Here is a 22737-nt window from a genome sequence, read left to right as displayed (position 1 = left end):
CGGCTCAGCGCCCCCGGCGGGCGCGGTACGCCTCGACGAGCGCGGCGGTCGAGCTGTCCAGCTGCTCGCCCCCCTTGCCCTCGGTGAGCACCGGCTCGATCTTCCTGGCGAGGACCTTGCCGAGTTCGACGCCCCACTGGTCGAAGGAGTCGATGTTCCAGACGGCGCCCTGGACGAAGACCTTGTGCTCGTACAGCGCGATCAGCTGGCCGAGCACGGACGGGGTCAGCCGGTCGGCGAGGATCGTCGTCGTCGGGTGGTTGCCCCGGAAGGTCTTGTGCGGCACCAGTTCCTCGGCGACGCCCTCGGCACGGACCTCGTCCGGCGTCTTGCCGAAAGCCAGTGCCTGGGTCTGGGCGAAGAAGTTGGCCATCAGCAGATCGTGCTGGGCGACCAGGCCGGGCAGCAGGTCGGCGACCGGCTCGGCGAAGCCGATGAAGTCGGCCGGGATGACCTTGGTGCCCTGGTGGATCAGCTGGTAATAGGCGTGCTGTCCGTTGGTGCCGGGGGTGCCCCAGACGACCGGTCCGGTCTGCCAGTCGACCGGATTTCCGTCCCGGTCCACGGACTTGCCGTTGGACTCCATGTCCAGCTGCTGCAAGTACGCGGTGAACTTGGACAGATAGTGGCTGTACGGCAGCACGGCATGCGACTGGGCGTCGAAGAACGCGCCGTACCAGACGCCCAACAGCCCCAGCAGCAGGGGGACGTTGTCCTCGGCGGGGGCGGTGCGGAAGTGCTCGTCGACGAGGTGGAAGCCGTCGAGCATCTCGCGGAACCGGTCCGGGCCGATGGCGATCATCAGCGAGAGACCGATGGCGGAGTCGTACGAGTAACGGCCGCCGACCCAGTCCCAGAACTCGAACATGTTGGCCGTGTCGATGCCGAAGTCCGCGACCTTCTCGGCGTTCGTGGACAGCGCCACGAAGTGCCTGGCGACCGCGTCCTGGCCGGCCCCCAGACCGGTCAGCAGCCAGTTGCGGGCGGAGGTGGCGTTGGTGATGGTCTCGATCGTGGTGAAAGTCTTCGACGCGATGATGAAGAGCGTCTCGGCCGGGTCGAGATCGCGCACCGCCTCGTGGAGGTCGGCGCCGTCGACGTTCGACACGAAGCGGACGGTCAGTTCGCGGTCCGTGAAGGAGCGCAGCACCTCGTACGCCATGGCGGGTCCGAGGTCGGAACCGCCGATGCCGATGTTGACGACGTTCTTGATGCGCTTGCCGGTGTGACCGGTCCACTGCCCCGACCTGACGCGGTCGGAGAACGCCGCCATCTTGTCGAGCACGGCGTGCACACCCGGCACCACGTTCTCGCCGTCGACCTCGATCACCGCGTCGCGCGGGGCACGCAGCGCGGTGTGCAGGACGGCGCGGTCCTCGGTGGTGTTGATCTTCTCGCCGCGGAACATCGCGTCCCGCAGCTCGGCCACCCCGGTGGCCGCGGCGAGTTCGCGCAGCAGCCGCAGCGTCTCGTCGGTGACCAGGTGCTTGGAGTAGTCGATGTACAGATCGCCGACCCGGAGGGTGTATCCGGTACCGCGCTGCGGATCGTCCGCGAAGAGCTGTCGCAGATGTGTCGTTCCGAGCTGCTCGCGGTGCTTGCCCAGAGCGGTCCACTCGGGCGTCTGGTTGAGCCTGGTTCGGCTACGTGTATTCATCCCGGATATCAGCCCAATTCTTCTCGTGCCTGCAGATGCCCCGCTGCACCTCCAACCTAATTGATCAGAAGGGCCGACGAGGCAACGAAGACCTGCGGCACGGCAAAAGCAGACCGGCCGGGCACCTTGGGGGTGCCCGGCCGGTGAACTTCTAGATTTCGCCCCGGAGTTTCGCCAGGGCCTCGGCGAGGATGGCCTCGCCGTCCGCATCGCTGCGCCGCTCCCGTACGTACGCGAGGTGCGTCTTGTACGGCTCGGTGCGCGGCGGGTCCGGCGGGCTGTCCCGGTCCTGGCCGGCCGGGAAGCCGCAGCGCGGGCAGTCCCAGGTCTCCGGTACCTGCGCGTCACTGGCGAAGCTCGGCTGCGTCTCGTGCCCGTTCGAGCACCAGAAGGAGATGCGGAGGCGCGGCGCGGACTCGCCGCGCTCGGCCTCCCCCATCGGCCCCGCTCCGACCCGGCTTCCCCGGATCGCGTTGCCACTTGCCACGGTCGTAACTCCCTGCGTGATGGTGCTCGAAGATGCCCCAGTCTACGTAAGGCCCAACGCGCGTCCAGTGAAAGGAGTTACACCATCACCGGGAATCGCGTACGACGGGTCAGTTGTCCAGCTTGATCAGCAGACCAAGCACAACAATGCACGCGAACCATCCCAGGCCGACGACCACGGTGATCCGGTCGAGGTTCCGCTCCGCGACCGAGGAGCCGCCGACCGACGACTGCATGCCGCCACCGAACATGTCGGAGAGGCCGCCGCCCTTTCCCTTGTGCATCAGCACCAGCAGCATCAGCAGCAGGCTGAAGACGATCAGGGCGATCTCGAACGCCAAAATCACGGCTGGTCCCTACTTTCCGGAATTCCTCTGGACTGCATGTGCGAACAACGGGGGCCGGGAGGCTACACCCTCCACGGCCCCCGCAAGGGTACGACGGATCCGCGCTACCGCATACTCACTGGTCGCGGAAGCGGACGATCTTGACGAACTCGTCGGCGTCCAGCGCGGCACCGCCGATCAGCGCACCGTCCACGTCGGGCTGCGCCATGATCGCGGCGACATTGCCGGACTTCACCGAGCCGCCGTACTGGATGCGGACGGCGTCGGCCAGCTCCTGCGAGTACAGCTCGGCCAGCCGGCGGCGGATCGCTCCGCAGACCTCCTGGGCGTCCTCGGGGGTGGCGACCTCGCCGGTGCCGATGGCCCAGACCGGCTCGTACGCGATCACGATGGACTCGGCCTGCTCGGCCGGTACGTCCTTCAGACCGCCGTCGAGTTGCGCGAGGGTGTAGGAGACCTGGTCACCGGCCTTGCGGATGTCCAGGCCCTCGCCGACGCAGAGGATCGGGGTCAGGCCGTGCTTGTACGCGGCCTTCACCTTGGCGTTGCAGATCTCGTCGTTCTCACCGTGGTACTGACGGCGCTCGCTGTGGCCGACGGCGACGTAGGTGCACCGCAGCTTGGCGAGCATCGGGCCGGAGATCTCACCGGTGTACGCGCCGGAGTCGTGCGCCGAGATGTCCTGGGCGCCGTACTTGATCTTCAGCTTGTCGCCCTCGACCAGGGTCTGCACGGAGCGCAGGTCGGTGAAGGGCGGCAGGACGGCGACCTCGACGGTGTCGTAGTCCTTGTCGGTCAGCGCGAAGCCGAGCTTCTGGGTGTGTGCGATGGCCTCGAGGTGGTTGAGGTTCATCTTCCAGTTGCCCGCCATCAGCGGGGTACGAGTGGTCATGAAAGGTCAGTCCTCCAGTGCGGCGAGGCCGGGGAGCGTCTTGCCCTCGAGGTATTCGAGGCTGGCACCGCCACCGGTCGAGATGTGTCCGAATGCGTTCTCGTCGAAGCCCAGGGTGCGGACGGCCGCGGCGGAGTCGCCACCGCCGACGACACTGAAGCCCGAGGAGTCGACGAGGGCCTGGGCGACGGCCCGGGTTCCCTCGGCGTAGTCGGGGTGCTCGAAGACACCCATGGGGCCGTTCCAGAAGACGGTGGCGGCGTCGGCGAGCTTCGATGCGTACAGCGTGTTGGTCTCGGGGCCGTTGTCCAGGCCGATGAACCCAGCCGGGATGGCGTCCGCGGGCACGGTGCGGTGCTCGGTCGGGGCCTTGGCCTCGAGGTCCGGGAACTGCGCGGAGACCACGACGTCGACGGGGAGCACGAACTCCACGCCCTTGTCCTCGGCGCGCTTGAGGTACTCCAGCACCGCCGGGATCTGGTCCTCCTGCAGGAGCGAGCTGCCGACCTCGTGGCCCTGGGCCTTGAGGAAGGTGTACGCCATGCCGCCGCCGATCAGGATGCGGTCGGCGCGCTCCAGGAGGTGGTCGATGACGCCGAGCTTGTCGGAGACCTTGGAGCCGCCGAGCACCACGGCGTACGGACGCTCGACGTTCTCGGTGAGCTTCTTCAGGACGCCGACCTCGGTGGCGATCAGGTCACCGGCGGCGTGCGGCAGCCGGGCCGGGAGGTCGAAGACCGAGGCGTGCTTGCGGTGCACGGCTCCGAAGCCGTCGCCCACGTACAGGTCGGCGAGCTCGGCGAGCTGATCGGCGAAGGCGCCGCGCTCGGCGTCGTCCTTGGACGTCTCGCCGGGGTTGAAGCGGAGGTTCTCGATGACGGCGACCTCGCCGTCCCCCAGCGCGGCGACCGTGGCGCGGGCGGACTCGCCGACCGTGTCGGTCGCGAAGGCGACGTCCGTGCCGATGAGTTCACCGAGGCGGGCGGCGGCGGGCGCCAGGGAGAAGGCCGGGTCCGGAGCGCCCTTGGGGCGGCCCAGGTGCGAGGCGACGACGACCCGCGCGCCGGCCGCGACGAGCTTCTCCACGGTCGGCTGGACGGCGCGGATGCGGCCGTCGTCGGTGATGGTGGTGCCGCTCAGCGGCACGTTGAGGTCGGCGCGGACGAATACGCGCTTGCCGGTGACCCCTTCGGCGATCAGTTCGTCGATCGTCTTCATCTTGCTGGACTCCTTGGAGGGCGGGAGAGCATGCGACGGGGCTCGAACGGCGCGGCGTTGCGCTGTTCGAGCCCCGTGCTCACATCGAGGTGCCTGCCGGTTCGACGGTCAGAGCTGGTTGCCGACGAAGACGGTCAGGTCGACGAGGCGGTTGGAGTAACCCCACTCGTTGTCGTACCAGCCGAGGATCTTCACCGACTTGCCCTCCTGAACCATCGTCAGCGAGGAGTCGAAGGTGCAGGACGCCGGGTCGCCGACGATGTCCGAGGACACGATCGGGTCCTTGGTGTAGTACAGGATGCCCTTGAGGTCGCCGTCGTCCGCGGCCTTCTTGAACGCGGCGTTGACCTCGTCCTTGGTGACCTCGCGCTGCAGCTCCACGACCAGGTCGGTGGCCGAGCCGGTCGGGACCGGGACGCGCATGGCGATGCCGTCCAGCTTGCCCTTCAGCTGCGGGAGCACCAGGGCGGTGGCCTTGGCGGCACCGGTGGTGGTCGGGATGATGTTCTCGGCGGCGGCACGGGCGCGACGCAGGTCCGAGTGCGGGAAGTCCAGGATGCGCTGGTCGTTCGTGTACGCGTGGACCGTCGTCATGAGGCCCTTGACGATGCCGAAGTTCTCGTCCAGAACCTTGGCCATCGGCGCGACACAGTTGGTCGTGCAGGAGGCGTTGGAGATGACGTGGTGGTTGGCCGCGTCGTACTTGTCCTGGTTGACGCCCATCACGATGGTGATGTCCTCGCCCTTGGCCGGAGCCGAGATGAGGACCTTCTTGGCGCCGCCGGCGATGTGCTTCTCGGCGTCGGCCTTCTTCGTGAAGATGCCGGTCGACTCGATGACGATGTCGACACCCAGCTCACCCCAGGGGATGTCGGCCGGGTTGCGCTCGGAGAGCACCTTGATCGTGTGACCATCGACGGTGATGGTATCGGCGGTGTGGCTGACCTCTGCCTTGAGACGACCCAGGATGGTGTCGTACTTCAGCAGGTGGGCCGTGGTCGCGGTGTCACCCAGGTCGTTGACAGCCACGATCTCGATGTCCGCACCCTGCTCCAGCAGCGCGCGGAAGTAGTTACGACCGATGCGGCCAAAGCCGTTGATGCCTACGCGGATCGTCACGAACCGATCTCCTCGTTAGGTACGCGGGGCTTTCACCCCGGCGAGTTGTATGAGATGTCCCCGACCGCCTCCGACCCTACCTCTCCGACGGCCCCGGGGTGACATCGAGCGGGGCCGCAGGAACCGCCGAGGCCCGTACTCCTCGATAGGAGTACGGGCCTCCGAACACTCGGCCGTACACGCAGCGGAAATTACGCAGCGTCAACATCCCGTGGAGCGCCGCGCTTCCCGGATCCGGCCGGATTCACCGCCGTCGCGGGTCAGCCCACCAGGCCGTCGGCGAGCTCCTCGCTGAGAGTGGATTCGGTGCCCGGGATCCCCAGGTCCTGGGCCCGCTTGTCGGCCATCGCCAGCAGCCGGCGGATCCGGCCGGCGACCGCGTCCTTGGTCAGCGGCGGGTCGGCGAGCGCGCCCAGCTCCTCCAGGGACGCCTGCTTGTGCTCCATGCGCAGCCGGCCTGCGGCCGCGAGGTGCTCGGGCACCTCCTCGCCCAGGATCTCCAGCGCGCGCCCCACCCGGGCGCCCGCGGCGACCGCGGCCCGCGCGGAACGGCGCAGGTTGGCGTCGTCGAAGTTGGCCAGGCGGTTGGCGGTGGCGCGGACCTCGCGGCGCATCCGCCGCTCCTCCCAGGCCAGCACCGAATCATGGGCGCCCAGCCGGGTGAGCAGGGCGCCGATCGCGTCGCCGTCGCGGACGACGACCCGGTCCACCCCGCGCACCTCGCGGGCCTTGGCCGCGATGGAGAGCCGGCGGGCGGCGCCGACCAGGGCGAGCGCCGCCTCCGGGCCGGGGCAGGTCACCTCCAGGGAGGAGGACCTGCCCGGTTCGGTCAGCGAGCCATGGGCCAGGAAGGCACCGCGCCAGGCGGCCTCGGCATCGCAGGTGGCCCCCGAGACCACCTGCGGGGGCAGGCCCCGGATGGGACGGCCGCGGCCGTCCACCAGACCGGTCTGGCGGGCCAGCTGGTCGCCGCCCGCCACGACGCGTACGACGTAGCGGGAGCCGCGCCGCAGCCCGCCGGGCGCCATCACGATCAGCTCCGAGCTGTGCCCGAAGATCTCGAGAATGTCCCGCTTCAGCCGGCGCGCCGCCATCGAGGTGTCCAGCTCCGCCTCGATCACGATCCGGCCGCTCACCAGGTGCAGTCCACCCGCGAACCGAAGAATCGCCGAGACCTCTGCTTTTCTGCAGCAGGTCCGGGTCACGGGAAGCCGGGAAATTTCGTCCTTCACCGCCGGCGTCATCGCCATGGGCCGATCCTTCCATGCATCCGAAAAATACGGTCGTACGCGGCGGCCAACAGCTCCGGGTCATGAATCGGAACGCCGTCGGGTGAGGCCACCGGCGCCAGCTCGACCGCGGCGCCGAGCCGCTTGGCGGCATCGGCGAGGGACTCACGATCGGGCACGGCGGCTTCGTCGGCCAACACCACGTCCAGGGCGAGTTTAGGGGCGTGTCGTCCCAAAACCTCCAAATGACGCTGCGGGGAGAAGCCATCAGTTTCACCGGGTTGCGGTGCGAGGTTGAGCGAGAGGACCTTGCGGGCCTTGGTTTCGACGAGCGCGTCGAGCAGTTCGGGGACGAGCAGGTGCGGGATCACGGAGGAGAACCAGGACCCCGGGCCGAGCACCACCCAGTCGGCGTCGAGGACCGCGGCGACGGCCTCGGGGACGGCCGGCGGGTCGTGCGGGACGAGGTGGACGGACTGCACCTCGCCGGGGGTGAGCGCCACGGTGGCCTGTCCGCGCACGGTGTCCACGTCGTCCGGGCGGGCCGGGTCGTGTCCCCGGACGAGCGCCTGGAGCTCCAGCGGCACGGCGGACATGGGCAGCACCCGGCCGTGCGCCCCGAGGAGCCTGCCGACCAGGTCGAGAGCCTGTACATGGTCGCCGAGCTGCTCCCAGAGGGCGACGATCAGCAGATTGCCGACCGCGTGCTCGTGCAGATCGCCCTTGGACTGGAAGCGGTGCTGGATCACCCGGGCCCAGGTCTGGCCCCAGTCGTCGTCACCGCACAGGGCGGCGAGCGCCTTGCGCAGGTCGCCGGGCGGCAGGACGCCGAGCTCCTCGCGGAGCCGGCCGCTGGAGCCGCCGTCGTCGGCGACGGTGACCACGGCGGTGAGATCGCCGGTGATCCGGCGGAGCGCCGCGAGCGACGCGGACAGGCCCATGCCGCCGCCGAGGGCGACGACCTTGGGCTGCGCGCCGCGCTTGCGGCCGGACAGCGCGGAGGTGGCCCTGCGCAGCCGCCGCAGGCGCAGATTGCGGCTGGTCACTCGCGCCCCATGTCCCGGTGGACGAGAACGGTCTCGATGCCTTCGGTCGCGAGCCGGGCCGCCAGCTTCTCGGACATGGCGACCGAACGGTGCTTGCCGCCCGTGCAGCCGACGGCGATCGTCACATAGCGCTTGCCCTCGCGGCGGTACCCGGCGGCGATGAGCTGGAGCAGCTCCGTGTACTGGTTGAGGAACTCCTTGGCGCCGGGCTGGTCGAAGACGTAGGCGGAGACCTCCTCGTTGAGCCCGGTGAACGGGCGCAACTCGGGGACCCAGTGCGGGTTGGGCAGGAAGCGGCAGTCGACCACCAGGTCGGCGTCGACCGGCAGGCCGTACTTGAAGCCGAACGACATCACCGTGGCGCGCAGCTCCGGCTCCTCGTCGCCGGCGAACTGGGCGTCCATCTTGGCGCGCAGTTCGTGCACGTTGAGGCTGGACGTGTCGATCACCAGGTCGGCGTCGCCGCGGAGCTCGCGCAGCAGGTCGCGCTCGGCGGCGATGCCGTCGACGATCCGGCCGTCGCCCTGGAGGGGGTGCGGGCGACGGACCGATTCGAAGCGGCGGACGAGGGCGTCGTCGGAGGACTCCAGGAAGACGATCCGCCGGGTGACGTGCTTGGCCTCCAGGTCGGCGAGGGATTCGCGGAGGTTGTCGAAGAAGCGGCGCCCGCGGACGTCGACGACGACGGCGATCCGCGCCACGTTGCCCTGCGAGCGGGCGCCGAGCTCGACCATGGTGGGGATCAGGGCGGGCGGCAGGTTGTCGACGACGAACCAGCCGAGGTCCTCCAGACACTTGGCCGCCGTGCTGCGCCCGGCGCCCGACATCCCCGAGATGATCACCAGCTCGGGAATGGCCGCATTCCCGTCGCTCGTCTCGATCGTGGTGCCCGTACTCACGTGTCCTGCTCCGTCTGCTCGGTCGGTGCCGTCGTGCTCGACTTCTTGCTCGCGCTCGGCTTCGTGTTCGTTTTCACGCTCGGTCATGTCGTGCTGCCCCCGTCGTCCTCTTCAATGATCTCTCCTGTCGCCGTGTTCACGGCGGGCGTGGCCGGGGCGGCGGAGGCGAGGGCGACAGCCACTGATTCCGCCGTCCTGCGGCCTATCCCCGGAACCTCGCAGATCTCGTCGATTGTCGCCTGCTTCAGCTTCTTCACGGAGCCGAAATGCTTGATCAACGCCTGTTTCCGGGTTTCGCCGAGACCGGCGACGGCGTCCAGGGGGCTGGAACGGATGCGTTTGGCCCGCTTGGCGCGCTGATAGGTGATCGCGAAGCGGTGGGCCTCGTCGCGGACGCGCTGGAGGAGATAGAGGCCCTCGCTGGAACGGGGCAGGACGACGGGGTCGTCGTCATCGGGCAGCCAGACCTCTTCGAGGCGCTTGGCGAGACCGCAGACGGCGATGTCGTCGATCCCCAGCTCGTCGAGGGCCCGCTTGGCCGCGGCGACCTGCGGCTGGCCGCCGTCGACCACGACGAGCTGCGGCGGATAGGCGAACCGCTTGGGACGCCCGTCGTCCTCACGGGGCTCGGCATCCGGATCGGGGACGGCGTCCGTATCAGGGACGGCGTCCGGGCCGGGGACGGCGTCCGGGCCGGTCGGGGCCGCCGGATCGGTCAAGGCCGCCAGGGCGGTCTGCGGTGCCGGGACCGGTCCGGTCGGGGCAGGGGTCTCCTCCCACTCCCCCGTCCGTTCCTTGTCCTGCAGGTACCGCTTGAAGCGGCGGCCGATCACCTCGTGCATCGACCGGACGTCGTCCTGGCCCTCGAAGCCCTTGATCTGGAAGCGGCGGTACTCGCTCTTGCGGGCGAGGCCGTCCTCGAAGACGACCATGGAGGCGACCACGTCGTCGCCCTGGAGGTGCGAGATGTCGAAGCACTCGATGCGCAGCGGGGCGGTGTCGAGGCCGAGCGCCTCGGCGATCTCCTCCAGGGCGCGGGAGCGGGTGGTCAGGTCGGAGGCGCGCTTGGTCTTGTGCAGCCCCAGAGCCTGCTGGGCGTTGCGCTGGACCGTCGTCATCAGGTCCTTCTTGTCGCCGCGCTGCGGGATGCGCAGGCTGACCTGGGAGCCCCGGCGGCCGGCGAGCCACTGGGAGACCGCGTCCGGATCCTCGGGCAGGGCCGGGACAAGGACCTCCTTGGGGACGGAGTCGCCCCTCTCCTCGCCGTACAGCTGCTGGAGCGCGTGCTCGACCAGACCCGAGGTGTCGACGTTCTCGACCTTGTCGGTGACCCAGCCGCGCTGGCCGCGCACCCGGCCGCCGCGCACATGGAAGATCTGGACGGCGGCTTCGAGCTCGTCCTCGGCGACCGCGATCAGGTCGGCATCGGTGGCGTCGGCCAGGACGACGGCGCTCTTCTCCATGGCCCGCTTGAGGGCCTCCACGTCGTCGCGGAGCCGGGCCGCCCGCTCGTACTCCATCTCCTCGGCCGCCGCCATCATGTCCTTCTCCAGGCGGCGGATGTACGTACCGGTCCGGCCGGCCATGAAGTCGCAGAAGTCGTCGGCCAGTTCGCGGTGTTCCTCGGGGGTGACGCGGCCGACGCAGGGGGCCGAGCACTTGCCGATGTAGCCGAGGAGGCACGGGCGGCCGGTCCTGGCGGCGTTCTTGAAGACTCCGGCGGAGCACGTACGTACCGGAAAGACCCTCAGCATCAGGTCGACCGTCTCGCGGATGGCCCAGGCGTGCCCGTAGGGACCGAAGTAGCGCACGCCCTTCTTCTTGGCTCCGCGCATGACCTGGACGCGCGGGAACTCCTCGTCGAGTGTGACCGCGAGATACGGATAGCTCTTGTCGTCGCGGTACTTGACGTTGAACCGCGGGTCGAACTCCTTGATCCAGGAGTACTCCAGCTGGAGGGCCTCGACCTCCGTGGTGACGACCGTCCATTCCACCGAGGCGGCCGTGGTGACCATCGTGCGCGTACGCGGGTGGAGCCCGGCCAGGTCCTGGAAGTAATTGGCCAGGCGCTGGCGCAGGTTCTTGGCCTTTCCGACGTAGATCACCCGGCGGTGTTCGTCGCGGAATTTGTAGACCCCCGGGGAGTCGGGGATCTGTCCCGGCTTGGGGCGGTAGCTGGAGGGGTCTGCCATGTGTCCCACCCTACTTGCGGGCAGTGACAGTGCGGCCGGGCCGGCGGGGGTGCCGTGCTCCGGGGCGCGGATCGCGGGAGCGCGCCCCGGAGCACGGGATCAGGGGGTGCCGTTGCCGGTCACGGGGTCTCCCGGTGGCGGCGACGGTTGCGCAGGACGGTGAGGCTGCTGAGGACGAGCACGACGAGGGCGCCCGCTCCGGCGGCGGTCGAGGTGGCGGTCAGCGCCGTGCCGGAGCCCGTGCCCGCCGCGACCGTGCGGGTTTCCAGGCTGTCAGGCGCGGGGGCGGTCGACGGGGAGTAGCCGCCCGCCTTGCCGGAGCGGGCGTATCGGGAGCCGGGGAGCTTGTCGCCGTAGGCGGCGCGCACCCGGGCGCGGTAGGCGGCCAGCGTGGTGCCCCGGGCGCCGACCGCGCGGACCGCGTCCTGGTCCAGCGGGAGCACCTCGGTCCCCTTCTGGACGTACCAGGCGTCCACCTGCGGTTCACGGAAGACCGTGCCGCCGGGCAGCTTGCGGGCGCCCGCGGCGGCGTACCTCGTCTCGTCGTCGCCGGTCGCGATGTTCACCACCTGCCAGCCGCCGTCCTTCCCTTCCTTCGGAAGGGTCCACAGCGACGCCTTCCGGCCGTCCGAGGAGACGGCCGTGCTGGCGAGGTAGTCCAGCCTCGCGACGGGCGCTCCCGGCTTCCCGGCCACGAAGTCCGGATCGAGGGTGTGTACGGGAACGGCGGCGCCCTCGATGCGTGGGGCCGCCGCCGACCTGGTGATCGTGCCCTCGCGGGCGAAGAACCGGGCCAGGGTGTCCAGGGTCGCGGGGTCGCAGGCCACCTGTCGGGCCGCCGCCAGTTCGGCCGGACCGGCGGTGGGTCCGGTGGCGGCGGCCGTCCCGGGGGCCGCGACGGTGAGCAGGGCGGCGCCGGCCAGGACGCCGGTGGCTGCCAGGGCGGCGGCCGCGGACCGGGCGGCCCGCGGGGACCGTATGCCCTGTGCGGCGCGTGCGGTCTCGTGGATCATCCCGTCACGCTCCGATCCGGTAGAGGGAGTGGGTCCAGGAGAACTCGTTGTTGTTCACGTACCAGGCGTGCGAGGCCCAGTTGTAGCGGTTGCTGGAGGGCCAGGGATCGCCCCAGTAGACCCAGCTGTTCGCGTCGTCGTACCCGTACAGGACATGCATGTGGCCGCCGCCCGCCGACCACTGGATGCGCGTCTCGACGGGGCGGCCCGCGGCGATCTCGGCCTGGACGGTGGGGTAGCGCAGCCAGCCGGTGACGTACGAACCGGGGTTGACGCCGGCCCAGTGGAGACCGTCCTGGACATTGCCGAGCGTGGCCTGCGAGTTGGGGCACTCGTAGCCCTGTGCGCGGCCGAAGGCGGCGTTGCAGAACTGGTTCTGCGAGTAGTTCCGGCCGAACCAGGTGGCGACGGTGTTGCCGGAGGCCGCCCAGCACCAGTTGGTCTTCTCCTGGGCCTGCATGGTGATGTTCAGACGCTGGGTGGCGGCGACGGAGCTGCCGGCGGTGGCGCTTCGCGCCGTGGCGGAGGCCGGGGCGGGGTGCTGCGCCGCCGTGGCGGTCGCTGTCGGTACGGCGAGGAGTGCGGCGGCCAGGGCGGCCATGGCCGGGAGCAGTCCCGTTCGGATTCTTCGGTTACGCATGACGTTCCTCCCGGGGCGGGGGTGTGGGATCGGAGGAGCGCGTCCGGACGCTGTCCGAGGAGCATCAACCGTTGTCGGGGACGGGTCAACACGCTTCAATGCGGGGGAACATCGCGGTGTGAACGGCGTGGCGGATACGTGAACGGCACTCCCCCGGCCACCTGCGGCACCGCCCCCACCATCGCGGTCTCCCACGCCGCGTCGTGAACGTTCACCTGGAGGACCTCATGCAGCACACCGAGGCCGAACTGGCGCAGGTGCTGCACACCGGCCCGTTCCATCTGGCACTGCGCACCGCGCTGTCGGTGCGGGGGCTGCCGCTCCAGCGGGTGCAGCACCATCTCGCGCATCGCGGGGTCAAGGTCGGGGTGACGAGCCTGAGTTACTGGCAGCAGGGGGCCAGGCGCCCGCAGCGCGCCGAGTCCCTGCGGGCCGTGAAGGCGCTGGAGGAGGTGCTGGAGCTGCCGGGGAACTCGCTCTTCCGGTTGCTGGGAACCGGGAGCGCACGCCCGGAAGCCGACCGTCCGGCCGCGCGTTCGTACCGTTCCCTGATGGAGTCGTCCGGCGCCGTGGAGCGGCTGCTGGCGGCCATGGGGTCACCGGTGGACGGCGGACTGCACACGGTGGGGCATCACGAGCGGGTACGGATCGGTCCCGGCCGGGAGCTGCGGCAGCGCGAGTCGCAGCATGTGGTGCGTGCCCACCGGGACGACATCGACCGCTACCTCGCCGTCCACCGGGGCGATCCGGGCTGCGATCCGGCGCGGGTGACGGTGACGGCACAGGAGAACTGCCGGACGGGGCGGGTCCGCTGGGACCGCGGGACGGGGATGCTCGTCGCCGAGCTGCTCTTCGACACCCGGTTGAGGGCGGGCGACACGTACCTCTTCGGCTACGGATTCGACGACGGCACGGGAGGTCCGTGCGGCGAGTACGTGCGGGGGTTCAGCTTCGGCGGTGGGCAGTACGTGCTGCAGGTGGCCTTCGACGAGGCCGCGCTGCCGGTACGGTGCCGGCGCTTCGCGCAGGTCTCGGCGGGCGCGTCGCGCGGCGCCCGTACGGATCTCACGCTGACCGGCCGGCACCGGACCGTTCACCTGGTGGAGCAGGGGGTACGGCCCGGTCTGGTCGGCATCGACTGGGACTGGGACTGAAATCGACCGGGACCGGAGTGAACCGGTCCACGGCCGGTGTCAGGCGTCGGGGCCCGCGATCAGCTTTCCGCCCTCGACCCTGACCGGGACCGAGGGCAGCGGCGCGGTCGCCGGGCCGCGCATCGCCTTGCCGGTCGTGGTGTCGAAGTGGCTGCCGTGGCAGGGGCACTTCCCCACGTTGTCCTCGACCTTGTCCAGCAGGCAGCCCGCGTGGGTGCACTGGGCGCTGAACGCCTTGTACTGGCCCTTGGCCGGGCAGTTCACGATGACCCGCTCGTTGCGGAAGAGCTTGGAGCCGCCGACCGGAATCTCGTCCGGCGCACCGAGCTCGACGGGAGCGGTCGGCGTCGGCGTCTCGGCGTGGCCGAGCTTCGATTCGGTCGAGCAGGCGGCCACTCCCAGCCCGGCGACGCCGGCGAGAGCGGCACCCTTCAGCACGGTACGGCGGGCGGCGGGCTGGCCGGACATGCGGTCTCCACTGGTCGGAGGGGCGGATGGGCACCGGGCGCGACCGGGGCGCCGCGAGTACCAGGAGTACCGCGGACATCGGAGCCGTCAGAGCCATCGGTGCCATCGGTGACAGAACCGACGATACCGGCGGAGACCGAGGGCCCTGCGGCCGGGCCACCCGAGACCGGTCGTTCCTGGTCAGCGGCTCGGCGGCTCAGCAGCGGCAGAACACGAGCGGCGGCCCCCGGAGCTCCGGGGGCCGCCGCTCGACTCGAGGGTGTCAGGCCTTGCGCGCGCGGGTCGCCTTCTTCACCGCGGGCTTCTTCGCCGCGGCCGTCCTGGCGGTCTCGGCCGTGGTGGACTTCGCGGTCCTGCCCGCGCCGGTCCTGGCCGTGGCCGTCTTCCTCGCCGGGGCGGACTTCGCGGCGACCGCCTTCTTCGCCAACGCCTTCCGCACCGGCTTGCGGGCCGCGGGCACTGCGGCCTCGCTCACCCGGTCCGGGTCCAGGATGCCCTGGAGGAACTTGCCGGTGTGGCTGGCCGGAACCCCGGCGACCTCCTCCGGAGTCCCCTCGGCGATGACCAGACCGCCGCCGCTGCCGCCTTCGGGGCCCATGTCGATGACCCAGTCCGCGGTCTTGATCACATCGAGGTTGTGCTCGATGACGATCACCGAGTTGCCCTTGTCGACCAGCCCGGCGAGCACCTTGATGAGCTTGCTGATGTCCTCGAAGTGCAGACCCGTGGTCGGCTCGTCCAGGACGTAGACCGTGCGGCCGGTGGAGCGCTTCTGCAGCTCGCTGGCGAGCTTCACGCGCTGCGCCTCACCGCCGGAGAGCGTCGGCGCGGACTGGCCGAGCCGCACATATCCGAGGCCCACCTCGTTGAGCGTACGGAGGTGGCGGGCGATCGTCGGAACGGCCTCGAAGAACTCCAGGCCCTCCTCGATCGGCATGTCCAGCACCTCTGCGATGGACTTGCCCTTGTAGTGGACCTCCAGGGTCTCCCGGTTGTAGCGCGCTCCGTGGCAGACCTCGCACGGGACGTACACATCCGGCAGGAAGTTCATCTCGATCTTGATGGTGCCGTCGCCGGAGCAGTTCTCGCAGCGGCCGCCCTTGACGTTGAAGGAGAAGCGGCCCGGCAGATAGCCGCGCACCTTCGCCTCCATCGTCTCCGCGAACAGCTTGCGGACATGGTCGAAGACGCCGGTGTACGTGGCCGGGTTGGACCGGGGCGTGCGACCGATGGGCGACTGGTCGACGTGCACCACCTTGTCGACCAGATCGTCGCCGTCGACCCGGGTGTGCCGGCCGGGGACCGACTTGGCGCCGTTCAGCTCGCGTGCCAGGTGGGTGTAGAGAATGTCGTTGACCAGCGTCGACTTCCCCGAACCCGAGACGCCCGTGACGGCCGTGAGCAGGCCGAGCGGGAAGGAGACGTCGATGTCCTGGAGGTTGTTCTCCCGGGCGCCGTGCACCGTGAGCATGCGCTGCGGGTCGACGGGGCGCCGGACGTCGGGCATCGGGATCGACTTCGCGCCGGTCAGATACTGACCGGTGATCGACTCGCCGTTGGCCAGCAGCTCCTTGAGCGATCCGGAGTGGACCACCTTGCCGCCGTGCTCACCGGCGCCGGGGCCGATGTCGACGACCCAGTCGGCGACCTTGATGGTGTCCTCGTCGTGCTCGACGACGATGAGCGTGTTGCCCATGTCGCGGAGCCGGACCAGGGTCTCGATCAGCCGGTGGTTGTCCCGCTGGTGCAGGCCGATGGACGGCTCGTCCAGCACGTACAGCACACCGACCAGGCCGGAGCCGATCTGGGTGGCGAGCCGGATGCGCTGGGCCTCGCCGCCGGACAGGGTGCCGGCCGCGCGGTTGAGCGAGAGGTAGTCGAGGCCGACGTCGACCAGGAACTTCAGCCGCTCGTTGACCTCCTTCAGCACCCGCTCGGCGATCTTCTTGTCGCGGGCGTTGAGCTTCATCCGGCCGAGGAACTCGGCGCACTCGCTGATCGACATCGCGGCGACCTGGGCGATGGACTTCTCCATCACCGTCACCGCGAGGACGATCGGCTTGAGCCGGGTGCCCTCACAGGTCGGGCAGGGCACCTCGCGCATGTAGCCCTCGAAACGCTCCCGGCTGGAGTCGCTCTCGGCGTCGGAGTGCCGCCGCTTGACGAACTGCACCGCGCCCTCGAAGGCGGGGGTGGTGTACGCGCGCTCCCGCCCGTAGCGGTTGCGGTAGCGGACCTCGGTCTGGATCTTGTGGCCGTGGAGCAGCGCCTTCTTGGCCCGCTGCGGCAGACCGGCCCAGGGGATGTCCGTACGGAATCCGAGGGCGTCGGCGAGCGCGTTGATCTGCCGGCCGAAGTACTCCTTGGTGTGGCCGTGCGACCAGGGGTGGATCGCGCCCTCGTCGAGCGACTTCTCCTCGTCGGGGACGATCAGCTCCGGGTCGACCTCCATCCGCGTACCGATACCCGTGCAGTCGGGGCAGGCGCCGAAGGGCGAGTTGAAGGAGAAGGAGCGCGGTTCGAGCTCCTCGAAGGAGAGGTCGTCGTACGGGCAGTAGAGGTGCTCGGAGTACATCCGCTCACGCTCGGGGTCGTCCTCGGGGAGGTCGACGAAGTCGAGCACGACCATGCCGCCGGAGAGCCCGAGCGCGGTCTCGACCGAGTCGGTCAGCCGGCGCTTGGCGCTGTCCTTCACCGTGAGACGGTCGATGACCACCTCGATGGTGTGCTTCTCCTGCTTCTTCAGCTTGGGCGGCTCGGAGAGCTGGATGGTCTCGCCGTCGACCCGGGCCCTGCTGTAGCCCTTGGTCTGCAGATCGGCGAAGAGGTCGACGAACTCGCCCTTGCGCTCGCGCACCAGCGGCGAGAGCACCTGGAAACGGCTGCCCTCGGGCAGGCCGAGCACCTTGTCGACGATCGCCTGCGGCGACTGGCGCGAGATGGGCCGGCGGCACTCCGGGCAGTGCGGCTTGCCGATCCGGGCGAAGAGCAGCCGGAGGTAGTCGTAGACCTCGGTGATCGTGCCGACCGTCGAGCGCGGGTTGCGCGAGGTCGACTTCTGGTCGATGGAGACGGCGGGCGAGAGTCCCTCGATGAAGTCGACGTCCGGCTTGTCCATCTGGCCGAGGAACTGGCGGGCGTACGAGGAGAGGGACTCCACGTAGCGCCGCTGGCCCTCGGCGAAAATTGTGTCGAACGCAAGGGACGACTTGCCCGACCCGGAGAGACCGGTGAAGACGATCAGGGAGTCGCGAGGGAGGTCGAGCGAGACGTTCTTGAGGTTGTGCTCGCGAGCGCCACGGACGATGAGACGGTCGGCCACGCCGGTCCGCACCTTTCTGGAGAGAAGCGGGGGAACTGAGCCCCTGTCCCAGGGTATGGGGGGCGCCACAGCGATGTACGAAGCTTTCGACTCCGAGCGTATAGCACGCACATTCGATTTATGGACGACCATGGGCTCCTTCACCCGAATGAGTGGCGAGGCTAGGCTCAGCCTCATGATTGATCATGCGCGCGACCTGGACGCCGTACGTGAAGCAACCGACCGACTGCTCAGCGCCACCGAAAAATTGGACGCTGCCGCACTCGCCGAGCCGTCGCGGCTGCCGGGCTGGAGCCGCGGCCATGTCGTTGCGCACCTCTCTCGTAACGCCGACGCGCTCGTAAATGTTCTCCAGGGCCGGCCCATGTACGCAGACAGCGAAACCCGCGACCGCGACATCGAGCGCGACGCCCCCCGGCCGCAGGCGGAGCAGCTGGCCGATCTGGCCGGGAGCGCGGACCGCTTCGTGGCCGCTGCCTCCGCCCCGGCCGACTGGTCCCGCACGGTCACCCTGCGCAACGGCGTGACCGACTCCGCCTCCCGGATCCCCTTCCGCCGCCGCGTCGAGGTCGAGCTGCACCATGTCGACCTGGGGATCGGCTACGAGCTGGAGGACCTGCCGGAGGAGTTCGTCTCCCGGGAGATCGAGTTCCTCGCCGAGCGGTTCGACGGGCACCCCGATGTCGTGTCCACGAGGCTGGCCGACGGCCGGGGACCGATCAGAACGACCGGCGGCGGCGCGGAGGGCGGCCCCGTCACGGTCCGCGGCGCGGCCCCCGACCTCCTCGGCTGGCTCTGCGGGCGCCGCGACGGGGCGGCGCTGACCGTCGAAGGCGGCCCGCTTCCCGTACTGCCCCCGCTATAGGCTGAGAGGCATGACGTACAGCGGAGCGGTCAAGGTCGGCGGGCGCGCGGATGTGCACGAGCTGACGGATCTGATGATCTCCAAGGTCGCCGTCGGCCCGATGAACAACAACGCGTATCTGCTGCGCTGCCGGGCCACCGGTGAGCAGCTCCTGATCGACGCGGCCGCCGAGGCCGGGACGCTGCTGCGGCTGATCGGTGACGACGGCATCGCGTCCGTCGTCACCACCCACCGGCACGGCGACCACTGGCAGGCGCTGGCCGAGGTGGTGGCGGCCACCGGAGCGCGCACCTACGCCGGGCGGTACGACGCCGAGGGCATCCCGGTCCCGACCGACGTCCTCGTCGACGACGGCGGCACGGTCCGGGTGGGCGAGGTCTCCCTGACCGCCCTTCACCTCGTCGGTCACACCCCGGGCTCCATCGCGCTGGTCTACGACGACCCGCACGGCGCCCCGCACCTGTTCACCGGGGACTGCCTCTTCCCTGGCGGGGTCGGCAACACGCACAAGGACCCCGAGGCCTTCGCGAGCCTGCTCCACGACGTGGAGACCAAGCTCTTCGACCAGCTGCCCGACGAGACATGGGTCTACCCGGGCCACGGCCACGACACCACGCTCGGCGACGAGCGTCCGCAGCTGCCGCAGTGGCGCGCCCGCGGTTGGTGACACCGGCCCGCACCGGGCCCGCGCGCGTGGGGTGAGCGCCGCCCGGTCGGCCACCGCTTCCCCCGGACCGGGGAGCCACCGTACGGAAAGACACCGGCCGGGGCGGGCGACGAACCGTCGCACGCCCCGGCCGGTGCCGGTTGCCGTCCGGGCGGACGGCCGCCGGGCCGTCCGCCGCGATCAGGCGTCGATGCCTGCGCCCTTGCTGGCGGCCTCGTCCTCGACCGACTCCGTCCGGGCCTGCTTCTTGTTGGCGACGAGGCTGGTGATCGTGGTGATCACCAGCACGCCGCAGATGACGCCGAGCGACACCGGGATGGAGATCTCGGGGACGTGCACCCCGGACTCGTGCAGCGCGTGCAGCACCAGCTTCACCCCGATGAAGCCGAGAATGACCGAGAGCCCGTAGCTGAGGTGGACCAGCTTCTTCAGCAGCCCGCCGATCAGGAAGTACAGCTGCCGCAGCCCCATCAGGGCGAAGGCGTTGGCGGTGAAGACGATGTACGGGTCCTGGGTCAGACCGAAGATCGCGGGGATGGAGTCCAGGGCGAACAGCACATCGGTGGTGCCGATGGCGAGCATGACGACCATCAGCGGCGTCAGGACGCGCTTGCCGTTGTTCCGGATGAAGAGCTTGGTGCCGTGGTAGCAGTCGGCCACCCCGAAGCGGCGCTCGATCGTCTTGAGGAGGCGGTTCTCCTCGAACTCCTCCTCTTCCTCGTCGGCCCGCGCCTCCTGGATGAGCTTCCAGGCGGTGTAGATCAGGAACGCGCCGAAGATGTAGAAGACCCACGAGAAGTTGGCGATCACGGCGGCGCCGGCGGCGATGAAGATCGCCCGCAGCACCAGCGCGATCAGCACACCGACCAGCAGTACCCGTTGCTGGAGGTGCGAGGGGACCGAGAACTTCGCCATGATCAGGACGAAGACGAAGAGGTTGTCGACACTGAGCGACTTCTCGGTGATGAAGCCGGCGAAGAACTCGCCCGATGCCTGGCTCTCGCCGAAGAGCAGCAGGCCGAGCCCGAAGAGGGCGGCCAGCGCGATCCAGACGATCGTCCAGATTCCGGCTTCCTTGGTCGTCACGTCATGGGGCTTGCGCCCGATGAAGAAGTCGACGGCGATAAGGGCTGACAGACCAAGAATGGTCAGCACCCAGAGGGTCCATGAAACGTCCACTGCGCCTCCGGCAGTTCGCTACGGCTACTGATCAGCGTCGTCGCTGCCGGAGGTCTCTTCCACCCGGGCGCACGGGATGCGCGCCACGGGTCGGCGCCCCGGGACCGGTCACGGTCCGTATTGACGGGAACGCCGCGTATGGGAGTACTCCCCTCCGCCCAAAGAACAGTACAGGTAACACCAAGGAAAGGTAAAGGAGAGGGTAAAGATCATTCAAAAGCACAGGTCGGAGTGGTGTGGGTTCGGTGCCGGTGTGCCCGGCCCGGATGCGTGCCGGTACGCCGGGCTCAGGGACGCCGGGCTCAGGGACGCCGGGGGCGCCGGGCCGCGGCCACCGCGGCGAGCACCTGCTCCAGAACGCGGCTGCCCGGCGGCATTCGCGGCGGCTCGTACGTCCAGGCGTGCCCCACCCAGGGATCGGCCAGGTGGTCGTCGGCGACCGGGGTGAGCCGGAGCAGCGAGCGCCACAGCGGGTCGAGCACCGGCCCGTACGCGCCGGCGTCCTCCCGGTCCGCGACCATCATCAGATGGACGCCGACCGAGGGCCCCTCGTCGGCGAGGTAGCGCAGCTGGGTGACGGACCGGTCGTCGAAGCCGTGCGGGAAGTCGTTGACGATCAGCAGCTGCTCGCCCGTGTCCACGTCCGGCGGAAGCGAGTCTGCGGCACCGGCCCGGATCGCCATCTGCACCAGGTCGACGCGCCGGGTGAGACGGGCGAGGACCGAGGCCACACCCCCGGCTCCGGAGGCGGGCGGCCCGGCGAGCACCCCGGCCCGGACCAGGGGGGCGAGCGCCCCGGCCGCCGATCCTGCGGGGTCGATGGCATGGACCGAGAACTCGTCGGCCGGGTAGACGGCCAGCAGCCGGGCCGCGTGCGCGACCGCGCTCTCCATGGCGAGGCCGCGCAACCGGGCGCCATCCATCAGGGCCGCGGCCTCGGACGCCGCGCGGCCGCTGTCGATCCAGATCCCGCGCTCCAGCGGCAGCCGGACCAGCAGCGGGATGTGCAGGCCGGGGTTCTCGGGCAGGTGGAGGTCGCCGATGCGCAGCGCCATGGGGATCTCCATCGGGACGCGGTAGGCGTGCCAGACGGGGTTGTCCCAGCCCGCGAACGCGGCCGGCAGGGCGGGCTCCACCACGGCGGCCTCGGCGACGAGCTGGGCGAGATCACGGTCGAGGGCCTCGCGGGCCCGGGAGGTCAGCTCGTCGCGCTTGGCACGGGCCTCCTCGCGGGCCCGGTCCCCCGCCCCGCCGATCCGGCTGCGCGGGTCGGACAGGGCGCGGTCGAGCTCCTGTTCCATGCGGGACTCGGCGAAGTCGACGGCGCTGCGGTAGGCGGCGGTGGTGCGGGCCAGATCCTCGAACATGCCCCAGATCTGGTTGTACAGGCGCTCGTCCATGGACCAGCCGGTCGCGTCCCCGGCCACGGGCTGTGCGGGGCGGCCCGGCTCGGCGGGCGGCGTGGTGGGCGGGGGCGGCGGGGGTGCGGCGGCCTGGCGGCGCGGGTGCGCGTAGTTGATGGGACCGCCGGTCGGGGCGGCGGGCGGCGGGGTGGCGGGCTCCGTGAGCGGTTGGGCGGCGGGCCGGCGGCCGTCCGGGGGCGGTACGGGGCCGGCGCCGGATCCGACCCGGTCGGTGTCCGGGGTGCGCGGCGGGGGCGGGGTGACCGAGCGGGCCGTCGCCCGGGTGACCGCGTCCTGGATCGAGCGGGCCAGCTCGGCTGCCCGGGGCAGCCCCTGGTCGGCGAGCATGGCGTCGAGGCCGCCCGCGTAGCCCTGGCCGACGGCGCGTACCTTCCAGGCGCCCTGGCGGCGGTAGAGATCCAGGGCCGCGACCGCGGATTCGGTGTCCAGGCCGGTGAGGGTGAAGGTCGCGATCTCGGTGCCGTCGAGCCCGGTGACGGCGACGAACGGGGAGGCGACCGCGCCGAACCGGACCGGGCCGCCGGCCCCCGTCGGCAGGGCCAGCAGCACGGTGACCCGGTGCACCGAGGCGGGCAGGGCGTCGAGGTCCACGGCGAGCCGGTGGTCGGCGGCGGCCTGTTTGGACACTTCGAGCCCGGGGAGCTGGGGCGATCCCGGGTGGGCGATCCATTCGGTGCCGTGCACCGTGCCGTTCTCGTCACCGAGCGTGGCACCGGCCACGACGGGCGTGCCGGCCGAAACCCGGATCTCCAGACGGGTCTGGGGCAAGGTGTGGTTCTGCCCCCGGACCAGCTCGGCCGTCATTGCCCTGTCCCCTCGACGAGTCGCTGCTGCGTGGCACGCCGCGCGCGCTGCGGCGCTGTGTGGTGCGGCGCCATGTGGTGCGGCGCTGTGTGGTGCGGCGCCATGTGGTGCAGCTC

The 22737-nt window shown here is 70.3% G+C and carries 19 protein-coding genes; 3 read left to right on the top strand and 16 right to left on the bottom strand.

Annotated features, from left to right (window positions below; all coding sequences use genetic code 11):
• Positions 1 to 4: 4 nt before the first annotated feature.
• From pgi to OG611_RS17615, 12 genes are all read right to left on the bottom strand, one after another.
• Positions 5 to 1657: a glucose-6-phosphate isomerase gene (pgi, locus tag OG611_RS17670; protein WP_266420921.1), complete on the bottom strand. Its 1653-nt coding sequence runs from the start codon at positions 1655 to 1657 to the stop codon at positions 5 to 7.
• 151 nt (positions 1658 to 1808) lie between these two features.
• Positions 1809 to 2144, bottom strand: a complete 336-nt coding sequence (locus tag OG611_RS17665; RefSeq protein WP_072483070.1) for an RNA polymerase-binding protein RbpA — start codon at positions 2142 to 2144, stop codon at positions 1809 to 1811.
• 109 nt (positions 2145 to 2253) lie between these two features.
• A complete protein-coding gene (secG, locus tag OG611_RS17660) occupies positions 2254 to 2490 on the bottom strand; it encodes a preprotein translocase subunit SecG (protein WP_072483071.1) in 237 nt (78 codons plus the stop codon).
• 115 nt (positions 2491 to 2605) lie between these two features.
• The gene (tpiA, locus tag OG611_RS17655; RefSeq protein WP_266420918.1) at positions 2606 to 3382 is read right to left on the bottom strand and encodes a triose-phosphate isomerase; all 777 of its coding nucleotides are present in this window, start codon (positions 3380 to 3382) and stop codon (positions 2606 to 2608) included.
• 6 nt (positions 3383 to 3388) lie between these two features.
• A complete protein-coding gene (gene pgk / locus OG611_RS17650) occupies positions 3389 to 4600 on the bottom strand; it encodes a phosphoglycerate kinase (RefSeq protein ID WP_266420915.1) in 1212 nt (403 codons plus the stop codon).
• Between the two features lie 108 nt (positions 4601 to 4708).
• Complete coding sequence (gap, locus tag OG611_RS17645) at positions 4709 to 5719, bottom strand: type I glyceraldehyde-3-phosphate dehydrogenase (RefSeq protein WP_266420913.1); 1011 nt, start codon at positions 5717 to 5719, stop codon at positions 4709 to 4711.
• A gap of 260 nt (positions 5720 to 5979) precedes the next feature.
• Positions 5980 to 6969 (bottom strand): DNA-binding protein WhiA, encoded by a 990-nt coding sequence (gene whiA / locus OG611_RS17640; protein ID WP_093539665.1) that lies wholly within the window; start codon positions 6967 to 6969, stop codon positions 5980 to 5982.
• On the bottom strand, positions 6960 to 7994 hold the full coding sequence (gene yvcK / locus OG611_RS17635) for a uridine diphosphate-N-acetylglucosamine-binding protein YvcK (protein ID WP_266420905.1): 1035 nt from the start codon (positions 7992 to 7994) through the stop codon (positions 6960 to 6962). Before yvcK ends, whiA begins: the two co-directional genes overlap by 10 nt.
• Entirely contained in the window at positions 7991 to 8980 is a 990-nt protein-coding gene (rapZ, locus tag OG611_RS17630; protein ID WP_266420903.1) for an RNase adapter RapZ, read from the bottom strand. Before rapZ ends, yvcK begins: the two co-directional genes overlap by 4 nt.
• Positions 8977 to 11085 (bottom strand): excinuclease ABC subunit UvrC, encoded by a 2109-nt coding sequence (gene uvrC, locus OG611_RS17625; RefSeq protein WP_266420901.1) that lies wholly within the window; start codon positions 11083 to 11085, stop codon positions 8977 to 8979. Before uvrC ends, rapZ begins: the two co-directional genes overlap by 4 nt.
• Before the next feature lie 119 nt (positions 11086 to 11204).
• Positions 11205 to 12098, bottom strand: coding sequence for a hypothetical protein (locus tag OG611_RS17620; RefSeq protein ID WP_266420899.1), 894 nt, complete (start codon positions 12096 to 12098; stop codon positions 11205 to 11207).
• Positions 12099 to 12102: 4 nt separating this feature from the next.
• Positions 12103 to 12738 (bottom strand): papain-like cysteine protease family protein, encoded by a 636-nt coding sequence (locus OG611_RS17615; protein WP_266420896.1) that lies wholly within the window; start codon positions 12736 to 12738, stop codon positions 12103 to 12105.
• Between the two features lie 227 nt (positions 12739 to 12965).
• Between OG611_RS17615 and OG611_RS17610 the strand changes: the two genes are divergently transcribed.
• Positions 12966 to 13892, top strand: coding sequence for a hypothetical protein (locus OG611_RS17610; protein ID WP_266420893.1), 927 nt, complete (start codon positions 12966 to 12968; stop codon positions 13890 to 13892).
• A gap of 39 nt (positions 13893 to 13931) precedes the next feature.
• Here the strand turns inward: OG611_RS17610 and OG611_RS17605 are convergent, their stop codons facing one another.
• Positions 13932 to 14360, bottom strand: a complete 429-nt coding sequence (locus OG611_RS17605; protein ID WP_266420890.1) for a Rieske (2Fe-2S) protein — start codon at positions 14358 to 14360, stop codon at positions 13932 to 13934.
• A gap of 262 nt (positions 14361 to 14622) precedes the next feature.
• Complete coding sequence (gene uvrA, locus OG611_RS17600) at positions 14623 to 17682, bottom strand: excinuclease ABC subunit UvrA (protein ID WP_266420887.1); 3060 nt, start codon at positions 17680 to 17682, stop codon at positions 14623 to 14625.
• Between the two features lie 175 nt (positions 17683 to 17857).
• On the opposite strand from uvrA, the gene OG611_RS17595 reads away from it, so the two are divergent.
• Together OG611_RS17595 and OG611_RS17590 are read left to right on the top strand one after the other, a co-directional pair.
• Positions 17858 to 18547: a maleylpyruvate isomerase family mycothiol-dependent enzyme gene (locus OG611_RS17595; RefSeq protein WP_266420884.1), complete on the top strand. Its 690-nt coding sequence runs from the start codon at positions 17858 to 17860 to the stop codon at positions 18545 to 18547.
• Positions 18548 to 18557: 10 nt separating this feature from the next.
• The gene (locus OG611_RS17590; RefSeq protein ID WP_266420882.1) at positions 18558 to 19214 is read left to right on the top strand and encodes an MBL fold metallo-hydrolase; all 657 of its coding nucleotides are present in this window, start codon (positions 18558 to 18560) and stop codon (positions 19212 to 19214) included.
• A gap of 180 nt (positions 19215 to 19394) precedes the next feature.
• On the opposite strand, the gene OG611_RS17585 is transcribed toward OG611_RS17590, so the two are convergent.
• A complete protein-coding gene (locus OG611_RS17585) occupies positions 19395 to 20393 on the bottom strand; it encodes a TerC family protein (RefSeq protein ID WP_266420879.1) in 999 nt (332 codons plus the stop codon).
• Positions 20394 to 20695: 302 nt separating this feature from the next.
• Entirely contained in the window at positions 20696 to 22621 is a 1926-nt protein-coding gene (locus OG611_RS17580) for a TerD family protein (RefSeq protein WP_266420877.1), read from the bottom strand.
• Positions 22622 to 22737: the final 116 nt, after the last annotated feature.

Origin of the sequence: Streptomyces sp. NBC_01363, assembly GCF_026340595.1 — a bacterium.
GTDB lineage: Bacteria > Actinomycetota > Actinomycetes > Streptomycetales > Streptomycetaceae > Streptomyces.
Note: the sequence above shows the minus strand (reverse complement) of the source record. Positions and strands in the feature narration are given on the sequence as shown.